We start from the raw sequence: 8,986 nt of genomic DNA, 5'->3' as shown, positions 1-8,986 counted from the left end.
GGATCCGAGAATGGACCACGAAAAGGTCAACATCCTCCTCGTCGACGACCAGCCGGCCAAGCTGCTCGCCTATGAGGTGATCCTGAAGGAGCTCGGTGAGAATCTCGTGGTCGCCTCGTCCGGCCGGGAGGCGCTGGAGGTGCTGCTCAAGACCGAGATCGCGGTGATTCTGGTCGACGTCTGCATGCCCGAGCTCGACGGCTTCGAGCTCGCCGCCATGATCCGCGAGCATCCGCGCTTCCAGAAGACCGCGATGATCTTCATCTCGGCCATTCAGGTCAGCGACATCGACCGCCTGCGCGGCTACGAGATGGGCGCGGTCGACTACGTGCCGGTGCCTGTCATCCCGGAAGTGCTGCGCGCCAAGGTCAAGGTGTTTGCCGAGCTCTATCGCAAGACGCGCGAGCTCGAACGGCTGAACCAGGATCTCGAGGATCGCGTCCGCGCCCGTACGGCCGAGCTGGAGAATTCGACCGCCAAGCTGCGCGAGAGCGAAGAGCGACGCACCATGGCGATCGCCGCCGGCAAGATGGGATCCTGGGATTGGGATTGGGTCAGCGGCGACTGGATGTGGGACGACGGGCAATATCGCATCTTTGGCGTCAGCCCCGAGAACTTCGAAGTCAACCCGGTCAACGTTCAGGCACTGTTACATCCAGACGACCTCGATCAGCTGCGCAAGGCCATCGCCGAATTCAACAAAGGAACGCGCGCCTACGAGACCGAATTCCGCATTGTTCGGCCCGACGGCGAGGTGCGCTGGTGCGTCGGCACGGCGGCCGCATCCGCGGATGCGAACGGTCGCGTCGTGCGGGTGAGCGGCGTCACCGTCGATATCACCGAGCGCAAACGGGCCGAGGAACGCCAGAACCTGCTGGCGCGCGAGGTCGATCACCGCGCCAAGAATGCGCTGGCGCTGGCGCAGTCGATCGTGCGCCTCACCCGCGCCGACGAGGTCAAGGCTTACGTCAATGCCGTGGAAGGACGCATCAATGCGCTCGCGCGCGTGCACACCATCCTCTCCTTGTCGAGCTGGCAGGGCGCCGAGCTCTCCAAGCTGATCGAGGAGGAGCTGGCGCCCTACTCGCTCGGCGGACAGATCAAGCTGGCAGGTCCCGAAGTGCAATTGGTGCCGGCCACTGCGCAGACGCTGGCCCTGGCGCTGCACGAGCTCTTCACCAACTCGGCCAAGTATGGCGCGCTCTCGACGCGGTCTGGGCGGCTCGCGATCAGCTGGCAGGCCGACAACGACCTCCTCATCTTGACGTGGGACGAGACCGGCGGGCCGATGGTCAGGACGCCGAAATCGCGCGGCTTCGGAACAAGAAGCCTGCTCGCCAGCGTCGAATCCCAGCTTGGCGGACAGGCGCAATTCGATTGGCGTTCGGAGGGCCTGCTGTGCCGTCTCGAAGTCCCCTTGACGCACAAGAGTGCGGCGACCGCGACGGCGCAGGACAAGTTCGAGACCAACAGCTCTCCTGAGCTTCAGCGCGCGTCGGGTTAACGCGACGCGGCAACCTTCAGCCGCGATATCGACCGCGGTTCATCGGCGATGCGCCCTTCGAGCCAGGCTTCCGTTTGCGCGAGATCGCGCAGCGCCCTCGCGTAGCGCAGCGCCGCGCTGCGGTCTGCACCACGCGGCAGCTTGCGCGCCTTGCGCAATATGTCGGCCGCCGCGTTACGGTAGGCCAGCGATCGATAGAGAAAGACCACCTTACCCATAGCTGATGTTCCCGTGTTGATGGCGTCTATCCTGGCAAGGCCGGCATGAACGCCGGATGAAGCGATGGTGACAAATCCTTTATGCGCAATGGAACCCCGCCATGACGGGCCGCGTTTGCATGCCAGATCGATCGGCAGTTCCATGCGCGCAAAAAAATCGCCAAACAGATCGCCAAATTTGATCTCTCCCACCGGCGTGATCAAGCTGATGACCCATGCGATGATGGGCGCTGCACTCGGTCTGATGTTCACGCTCGCACTCGTTCTGGCCAATCCCGCGGTTGCGGAATTGCTGAACCATGGCGGCCGTGCGGCGGCCTTGGTGTTTGTTGCAACGATGGTGACGACGTTTGCCATCGGCGCCTCGTTGACGGGCGTCGTATTCATCCTCAACGAGGACAAGGAAACCTGAAGCGGGCGCGAAACACGCGCGACCAATATTCTTCGGAACTCCTGCGGCAAATGGCGGTTGGCTCCTGCGTCAATTCAACTCAGGGAGTTCCCTTACATGAAGACGATCAAGCTCGCTCTTGCCGTGATGCTGGCCACCGGCCTTGCCGCCGCGCCGTTCGCTGCGCAGGCCAAGTCGCACAAGAAGCATCACTCCTCCTCCATGTCGCAGACCACCACGGGAGCGAACATGAAGAAGACCGTTCCGCCCGATCCGTCAGGCCAGGGCGGTTCTGGCCCCGGCAGCGATCATGGTGGCAGCATGACCGCGCCCCAGAACGGCCAGAGCAAGTAAGCGCGGGCTTACGGCAATAAGAAGCCCCGCGGCGACGCGGGGCTTCTCGTTGCGCATGAGCAGTGCGCTCACGCTGCGCTGCGTTGGCTGTGGCGCCCTTCCTTGATCTCTTCGATGATCTTGGCACTGAAGGCTTCGAGGTCGCCGGGATTGCGCGAGGTGATCACGCCCTGGTCGACCACCACTTGCGAATCTTCCCACAACGCGCCGGCGTTGATCACGTCGGTCTTGATCGATTTGTAGGACGTCATCTTGCAGCCCTTGGCGATGCCGGTCTCGATCAGCAGCCAAGGCGCATGGCAGACGGCAGCGACGACCTTCTTGGCGTTGAAGATCTCCTTGATGAAGGCCAGCGCCTTCGGCTCCACGCGCAGGAGGTCGGGATTGATCTGCCCGCCGGGCAGAACGATTGCGTCGTAGTCGGTGCTGACGGCCTGATCGAGTGTCTTGTCGACCTTCACCGGCCTGCCCCAATCCTTCATGTCCCAGCCCTTGATCTCCCCTTCCGCGAGCGAGATCACGTGAACCGTCGCGCCGGCTTTCTTCAGGCGGTCGCGCGGCACCTCCAGTTCCGACTGCTCGAAGCCATTGGTGGCGAGAATCGCAATGGTCTTGCCGCTCAGCTCCATGGAACACTCCTTTTGTTTCGGGATGGTCGCAGTCAAATCAGGCGCGGTGCGATCGTTCCTGAAACAGCATTCACATCGGGACGTCCCTCACCGCCACATCGTCGGCGCGCGGGTCAGCGCGTCCCGCCCAGCCCGCTTCAGATCCTCCAATGAGCAGCGGTCCTGGCGTGCGGTCGCCCGCAATCTGATCGCAACGCGCTCGCGCGTCGTCGTGTCCCACGCGGGCACGTCTGCGCAGACTTCATCGAGCACCGCCTGCAGCAAGGCGGCCATTTCGGCATCCGGCATGGACGAACTCCGGCAGGTCGCGTCGCGCGACCGCCTTAGCTGCGTCGGATGTCAGGGATGTTAAGGGAATGGACTACGGAGCTCGTCTTCACGAGTTGATCGAGCTGGGCCCGCTTGCGCGCGATCAGGAGCTGGGCGGCGGCGTCGTCGAGGCCTTCCCGCTGCAATTGCCGGATGGCGGAGCCCAATTCGAGGATCTCGGCGCGCAGTCTCAGAATCCGGTATGTGTCCGGGTCTTCCTCCACGGCCAGCCTCCCTCCACCAACGCCTCAGCGGCGTACCGGCCTGTTCTCGTTCTTCAGCGGACGCAGACGCACCCGGTCGCGGATGTCGGGCAACACCTCGCCGCCGCCCGCGGCCTTCCATTCGCTGATCAGCAGGTTGATCTTCCGGCGCAGCTGGATCTGCGCCTGGGCCCGTTCGCTGCAATCGCGGTCGCGATTGACAAGATCGCGCACGGATGCTTCGACATCCGCCATCTCCAGCCTCAAGATGCTGATTTTACGTCGAATTTCATTAATTCTGTTGTCCATGGCTTGTTAGAACAAAATAAGAACATATAGTCAAGCCACGAATTCAGGATGGAGAGCGAGATGCAGGTTCAGGGTAAATACGACGCCAAAGCTTTTCCGAACACCAAGGCTTTTCTGATGGAGCAGATGACCCGGGCGCAGGGGCTGCGGCTGAAGCGGCTGAGCGAAGAGGCCTACCAGCCCGCGCAATACGATCGCGATCTCTCCTTTGCCGAAGCCGCACGCCGCATCCAGATCCTGGAGGCAGAGATCGAGCTCGCGAACTCTTTCTGAAGAGGTCTATCGCCGGGCGCTTTTGGAACATTGGGTCAGCACTCCTGTTTTCTTGCAGAGCCATGGGAGAGAGCTGATGGCACGCAAGGCAAAGAAGCGCCGCTATTCACGTAGCTCCGGCAGCGATGTCGAGAGCGAGATGCGGCGCTACAAGAAAGGTACCGCCAAGAGCGGACGCGGCGGTCGCGGCGGACGGGTAAAGAGCCGCAAGCAGGCGATTGCGATCGGTCTGTCGAAAGCGCGCAAGAAAGGCAAGAAGGTGCCGAAGAAGGCGTCGAAGCGAAAGACGTCCAAGAAAAAGACGAGCAAGAAAAAGACGAGCAAGAAGAGCTCGAAGCGCAAATCCTCCAGGCGGTGACGCTGGCCGCCGTCAGATCATGCTGCCGGGCATGAAGCAGCGGATCGAAACGCCGAACACCGTCTTGACCGGCCAGACCATGGTGCGGCCGGCCCGATTTGGCTCGGTGATCACGGCTTCGTCGGGGACCTCGACCCATACTCCATCGAGCCTCACCCGGTAGTGACCATTATGCGAGTCCCAATCGGGATCGGCCACGGCAACGCCGTCGGCATCCGAGCAGCATGGACCAAGATGGCTGCGCAAGCTGTCGAACCAGGGTTTGAGCGGCGAGTCCGTGAAGCGACCGTCGTCACGACCCAAGGCGCTTCCGGTCGACAGCAGGAAGGGCGCGACGAGCAGCCCGAGCTTCAGCGAGAGCTTCAATCGATCCATGTCGGCACCGATCAATACGGACATCGGCCGGTTCCACAAATCAGCCGGACGTCCGAAGTTCCACTCCTGCAACTTGCCTCTGCGGCTTCATTGCCGCCGAAGCGCAACAGTATTGGCGAAGTTTGACCAGCGAACGCGGCTTTTTCGGACGAACCCGTCATCATTGCTGCCGTTAACGAGAATGTTATCAGCGGCCTGTGGGTATCTCGAGAGTCGCGCACGAAAAAGGCGGCCCGAAGGGCCGCCTTTTGAATTTGCCGTCAGGCTCGCGAGATCAGGCGAGCGGCACCGCGACGAACCGGGTCGCCTCCGCACTCTTCACCTGCAACAGCACGCTGTTCTTGCCTGATGATTTGGCCTGCGCCAGCTCGGAGCGGACCTCCGCGACGTTGGAAACAGCCTTGCCGCCGACATTGAGGATGACGTCGCCGGTCTGGATGCCACGCTGCGCGGCCGGTCCCTGCGGATCGACTTCGGTGACCACGACGCCCTTCTGCCCGGCCCCCTGGACTTCGCCTGATGGCGCCAGGCTGAGGCCGAGACGCGGCGTGCCGGGGGTCTGCTGGGTCTTGCCGTCATCGGACTGATTGCCTGCTTTGGCCAGCCGCTCGTTCGGCAGCTCGCCGAGGGCGAGCGTCACCGTCTTGCTGTCGCCCTTGTGGACGACGTCGAGCTTCACGGACGTACCCGGCGCCAGGGTGGCGATGGTGCGGGCGAGATCGCGGGAATCCTTGATCGCGGTGCCATTGACCGCGGTGATGACGTCGCCCGCCTCGATGCCGGCCTTTGCCGCCGGGCTGCCATCCTGCGGATTGTCGACGATCGCGCCGCGTGCCGCCTTCAGGCCGAGGCTGTCGGCGATCTCCGCGGTCACCGGCTGCACCTGGACGCCGAGCCAGCCGCGGGTGACGGCGCCCTTGTCCTTGAGCTGCGCGACGACGAGCTTTGCGGTCGAGGCCGGAATGTCGAAGCCAATGCCGACCGATCCGCCCGAGGGCGAGTAGATCGCAGTGTTCACGCCAATGACGTTGCCGTTCATGTCGAAGGCCGGACCGCCGGAATTGCCCTTGTTGATCGGCGCATCGATCTGGATGAAGTCGTCATAGGGGCCGTTGCCGATGTCGCGACCGCTGGCCGAGACGATGCCGGCCGTCACGGTGCCGCCGAGGCCGAACGGATTGCCGACCGCGACCACCCAGTCGCCGATCCGCGGCTTCTGGTCGGAGAATTTCACGAACGGAAAGTCCTTGTTGCCGTCGACCTTGATCAGCGCGAGATCGGTCTTCGGATCGGTGCCGACCACCTTCGCGGTGTAGATCGTGCCGTCGTCCATCGTCACCTGAACGGATTGGGCGTGGTCGACGACATGGTTGTTGGTCACGGCATAGCCGTCGGCCGAGATGAAGAAGCCGGAGCCCTCGCCGGTGACCATCTGGTGCCGCTGCGGCGGCATGCCGTTCATGCCGCCGGGGCCGCGGAAGCCGAACTGCCGCGAGAACTGGTCGAACGGGAACTCTTCGTCCTGATCCATCCGGTTCTGTTGCAGCATCGCGCTCTTGTCGTTGTCCTGGTCGATTTTCACCCGCACCGAGATGACGGCCGGCTTGACCTTGCTGACGAGGTCGCCGAAGCCCTGCGGCGTTGCGGCGCTTTCAGCGGCCTGCGCAGGCGAAATCAGGGAGGACACGCCGAACGGCGTTGAAACGGGAGAAGCCGCCAGCACGGCCACGCCCAGCGCGGCCACGGTGCCAAGCAGCGCGAGCCGGCGCGGCCTCAAAATTGTAGGGGTCCTGGTGGTGTCGGAATTGACGCGATCGATCATGTCAAAATGTCCATGTTGGGTTAGTCGCCTTGCACCCAACATGGACATCGTCACCTTACGGCGTCCCGTCCACGCGATTAATTCTTGGCAAAGAAAGTGCGGCGGGCGGCCGCAGGGCACCATCCTCGCCGCAGATTTGATGCAGCTCAACGCGAGCCCTGCTGGCGGTGAAACACTTCTTCCATCGGATGATGTCCATCGGAGACGCCGCCATGTACAAAGACATTCTCGTCCACATCCCGACCGAACGACCGATGCGCGCCGTGATTGATGGCTCGATCTCGCTCGCAGCCAGCCTCAATGCCCATGTCGATGCGGTCGCGGTCGGCTATGTCGCAAGCACCACGGCCTACGTGATGGAGGGCGGTGCTGCCGTCGCGGCCGTGTTCGAGATGGAACGCGAACGGGCGGTCGAGCGGGCCGAAGCCGCGCTTGCCGTCTTCAGGAGCGAAGCGGGCAACGCCGATATCTCCTGCACCTGCCACCCGCTCGGCGCGATTCCGGTGGATGCAGCCGGTTCACTCGGCGAGATGGCGCGGCTGCACGACCTTAGCATCGTGCTTCAACCGGATCCCGAGCAGGTGACGTTCGACAACGAGGTCCCGCGCGAGATTCTGTTCCAGGCCGGTGGTCCGGTGCTGTTCCTTCCATACACCTTTCGCGGGGCCTTCAAGGCGAAGCGGATCGGCATCTGCTGGGACGGCAGCCGCGTCGCGGCGCGTGCGCTCCGCGATGCAGCTACATTCCTCGCGCGCGCCGAGGAGATCGCGATCATTGCGATCAACGAGGGCGACACCGCCCCCGACGCCTCGGCGAACAATCTGGCCAAGCACCTCGGACGGCGCGGCCTCTCGCCCCGCACGATCAGCCTGTCGGCCACGCGCGCCGACATCCAGCCGACCATCCTGTCGCTGGCAGCCGACGAAAACCTCGATCTGCTGGTGATGGGTGGCTACGGCCATTCCCGCTTGCAGGAGCGCTTTCTCGGCGGCGTCACGCGCGCCATGCTGGAAGCCATGACCGTCCCTACGCTGATGTCGCATTAGAGCATGATGACGTTGGGTTCGATCGGCGCCCGGCATCACCTCTCCCCAACGGGAGAGGTGATCTGAGCGCGTTGGATTATGTCGATTCAATCAAAACGCATTCCGCTTTAGCGAAGATGCAAACGGCTGACATCACGCCGCAGCCGACGTCTCCCATGCCGCGGCGGCGATCGCGTCGTCTTCGCGCTGCGCATTGCACGCCTCGAAATGCGCTTTCAGCGCGATCTCGGCGAGATGTTCGAAATGTTCGGCCTGACCGAGCAGCTGCCAGTTCTGCAGCGGCCGATAGGCAGCCTGCTGGCGACAGAGGGACGCCAGCGCGCGGTAGCGACGTACGTTCTCCATGATACCCTCCCTCGCATTTATACCGGGCTTATTGCCCTGATTTGCGTCAGGTCGATGGCGATTGTGCAAAACATTTTCTGCGTGCGCCAGCCCGATTAACCTCTGGGGGCTCGAAAGAAATGTGCAGACGCACATTGGTTCCTGTCAGCGAAACCGACTGCGGCATTCGTCATACTTTTAAGCGTAACGCCGGCGTTCGAGATTGACGCCGATCAAATCGAAATAGCGTTCGATCGGTTCCGGCCGCCCCATCAGATAGCCCTGCATTTCCTCGCAGGCTTCGCCTTCCAGGAAGGCGCGCTGCGCCTCCGTCTCCACCCCTTCGGCGACGACCGGAATGTGCAGAGGGGCCGAACGATCTGCCCGAAGTACCCGATTTCGGCGAGCGATGGTGCCGCTCTTCAGCCCATCAGCTTCATGGCGATCGTCGCCGCCAGAATGACGATGATCTGGAGCAGACGCTCTGTGGTGAAGATGCGGTTGAAGGTGGTCATCGCGCGCCCGGTCGTCGTGATGGAATTGGTCGGCGAATGGCTAGCATGCCGGGCCGACGCCGTAACTCCGTATGGCCCACGTATCCTGCCGGCATGCGTGCCGGCGATGGTTAACGATCAGGCGGCGCGCGGCGTGGCGAAATCGGCCCGCGCGGCGAAATAGGCTTCCAACTCCGACAGCGCGCGGGCTTCCCACTCGCTGGCCTGCTCCAACAGCGACCAGCGCTGGCTCGGACGAAACGCCGCGGTCTGGCGATACAGCGATGCGATGCCGCGATAGCGGCGCACGTTCTCGAAAATGGCGTGCCCGTTCATGACGAAAACTCCCTCGTATTCCCGCGGGAGAAATTGCGGCC

At 63.0% G+C, this 8,986-nt stretch carries 16 protein-coding genes; 6 read left to right on the top strand and 10 right to left on the bottom strand.

From position 1 onward, the window contains the following. The first annotated feature begins 10 nt into the window (after positions 1-10). On the top strand, positions 11-1,504 hold the full coding sequence (locus XH98_RS39665) for a sensor histidine kinase (protein WP_271597152.1): 1,494 nt from the start codon (positions 11-13) through the stop codon (positions 1,502-1,504). Here XH98_RS39665 and XH98_RS39660 read toward each other — a convergent pair. Beyond that, the gene (locus tag XH98_RS39660) at positions 1,501-1,926 is read right to left on the bottom strand and encodes a hypothetical protein (RefSeq protein ID WP_271597151.1); all 426 of its coding nucleotides are present in this window, start codon (positions 1,924-1,926) and stop codon (positions 1,501-1,503) included. The two genes, XH98_RS39665 and XH98_RS39660, sit on opposite strands and share 4 nt — an antisense overlap. A 4-nt stretch (positions 1,927-1,930) precedes the next feature. On the opposite strand from XH98_RS39660, the gene XH98_RS39655 reads away from it, so the two are divergent. Then, the gene (locus tag XH98_RS39655) at positions 1,931-2,134 is read left to right on the top strand and encodes a hypothetical protein (RefSeq protein WP_271597150.1); all 204 of its coding nucleotides are present in this window, start codon (positions 1,931-1,933) and stop codon (positions 2,132-2,134) included. 96 nt (positions 2,135-2,230) lie between these two features. After that, on the top strand, positions 2,231-2,467 hold the full coding sequence (locus XH98_RS39650) for a hypothetical protein (protein WP_057753714.1): 237 nt from the start codon (positions 2,231-2,233) through the stop codon (positions 2,465-2,467). A 68-nt stretch (positions 2,468-2,535) separates the two neighbouring features. Here the strand turns inward: XH98_RS39650 and XH98_RS39645 are convergent, their stop codons facing one another. From XH98_RS39645 to XH98_RS39630, 4 genes are all read right to left on the bottom strand, one after another. After that, complete coding sequence (locus XH98_RS39645; protein ID WP_271621810.1) at positions 2,536-3,096, bottom strand: type 1 glutamine amidotransferase domain-containing protein; 561 nt, start codon at positions 3,094-3,096, stop codon at positions 2,536-2,538. 87 nt (positions 3,097-3,183) lie between these two features. Next, positions 3,184-3,384, bottom strand: coding sequence for a hypothetical protein (locus tag XH98_RS39640; RefSeq protein WP_271597149.1), 201 nt, complete (start codon positions 3,382-3,384; stop codon positions 3,184-3,186). Between the two features lie 35 nt (positions 3,385-3,419). After that, positions 3,420-3,629 (bottom strand): hypothetical protein, encoded by a 210-nt coding sequence (locus tag XH98_RS39635; RefSeq protein ID WP_271597148.1) that lies wholly within the window; start codon positions 3,627-3,629, stop codon positions 3,420-3,422. Between the two features lie 24 nt (positions 3,630-3,653). Further along, positions 3,654-3,863, bottom strand: coding sequence for a hypothetical protein (locus tag XH98_RS39630; protein ID WP_271597147.1), 210 nt, complete (start codon positions 3,861-3,863; stop codon positions 3,654-3,656). A 114-nt stretch (positions 3,864-3,977) separates the two neighbouring features. Here XH98_RS39630 and XH98_RS39625 point away from each other — a divergent pair, with 114 nt between their 5' ends. Together XH98_RS39625 and XH98_RS39620 are read left to right on the top strand one after the other, a co-directional pair. Next, complete coding sequence (locus XH98_RS39625) at positions 3,978-4,190, top strand: DUF3072 domain-containing protein (protein WP_271597146.1); 213 nt, start codon at positions 3,978-3,980, stop codon at positions 4,188-4,190. Between the two features lie 76 nt (positions 4,191-4,266). Continuing rightward, positions 4,267-4,548 carry a DUF6496 domain-containing protein gene (locus XH98_RS39620; protein ID WP_271621809.1) on the top strand — a complete coding sequence of 94 codons (282 nt, stop codon included), beginning with the start codon at positions 4,267-4,269 and terminating at the stop codon, positions 4,546-4,548. Positions 4,549-4,560: 12 nt separating this feature from the next. Here XH98_RS39620 and XH98_RS39615 read toward each other — a convergent pair whose 3' ends face one another. Next, positions 4,561-4,923, bottom strand: coding sequence for a hypothetical protein (locus XH98_RS39615; RefSeq protein ID WP_057753897.1), 363 nt, complete (start codon positions 4,921-4,923; stop codon positions 4,561-4,563). A gap of 274 nt (positions 4,924-5,197) precedes the next feature. Beyond that, positions 5,198-6,745: a Do family serine endopeptidase gene (locus XH98_RS39610; protein WP_271621808.1), complete on the bottom strand. Its 1,548-nt coding sequence runs from the start codon at positions 6,743-6,745 to the stop codon at positions 5,198-5,200. Between the two features lie 212 nt (positions 6,746-6,957). Between XH98_RS39610 and XH98_RS39605 the strand changes: the two genes are divergently transcribed. Then, positions 6,958-7,791, top strand: coding sequence for a universal stress protein (locus XH98_RS39605; RefSeq protein WP_271597144.1), 834 nt, complete (start codon positions 6,958-6,960; stop codon positions 7,789-7,791). A 132-nt stretch (positions 7,792-7,923) separates the two neighbouring features. Here the strand turns inward: XH98_RS39605 and XH98_RS39600 are convergent, their stop codons facing one another. From XH98_RS39600 to XH98_RS39590, 3 genes are all read right to left on the bottom strand, one after another. Continuing rightward, positions 7,924-8,136 (bottom strand): hypothetical protein, encoded by a 213-nt coding sequence (locus XH98_RS39600; protein WP_057753734.1) that lies wholly within the window; start codon positions 8,134-8,136, stop codon positions 7,924-7,926. Between the two features lie 177 nt (positions 8,137-8,313). Continuing rightward, positions 8,314-8,454, bottom strand: a complete 141-nt coding sequence (locus tag XH98_RS39595) for a hypothetical protein (protein WP_271621807.1) — start codon at positions 8,452-8,454, stop codon at positions 8,314-8,316. Positions 8,455-8,747: 293 nt separating this feature from the next. Continuing rightward, positions 8,748-8,945, bottom strand: a complete 198-nt coding sequence (locus XH98_RS39590; RefSeq protein WP_220000877.1) for a hypothetical protein — start codon at positions 8,943-8,945, stop codon at positions 8,748-8,750. Positions 8,946-8,986 lie beyond the last annotated feature (41 nt).

It is taken from the genome of Bradyrhizobium sp. CCBAU 51745, from assembly GCF_028128715.1.
Taxonomy (GTDB): Bacteria; Pseudomonadota; Alphaproteobacteria; order Rhizobiales; family Xanthobacteraceae; genus Bradyrhizobium; species Bradyrhizobium manausense.
The sequence above is the reverse complement of the archived record's forward strand: the minus strand, read 5'-3'. Positions and strand labels throughout refer to the sequence as shown.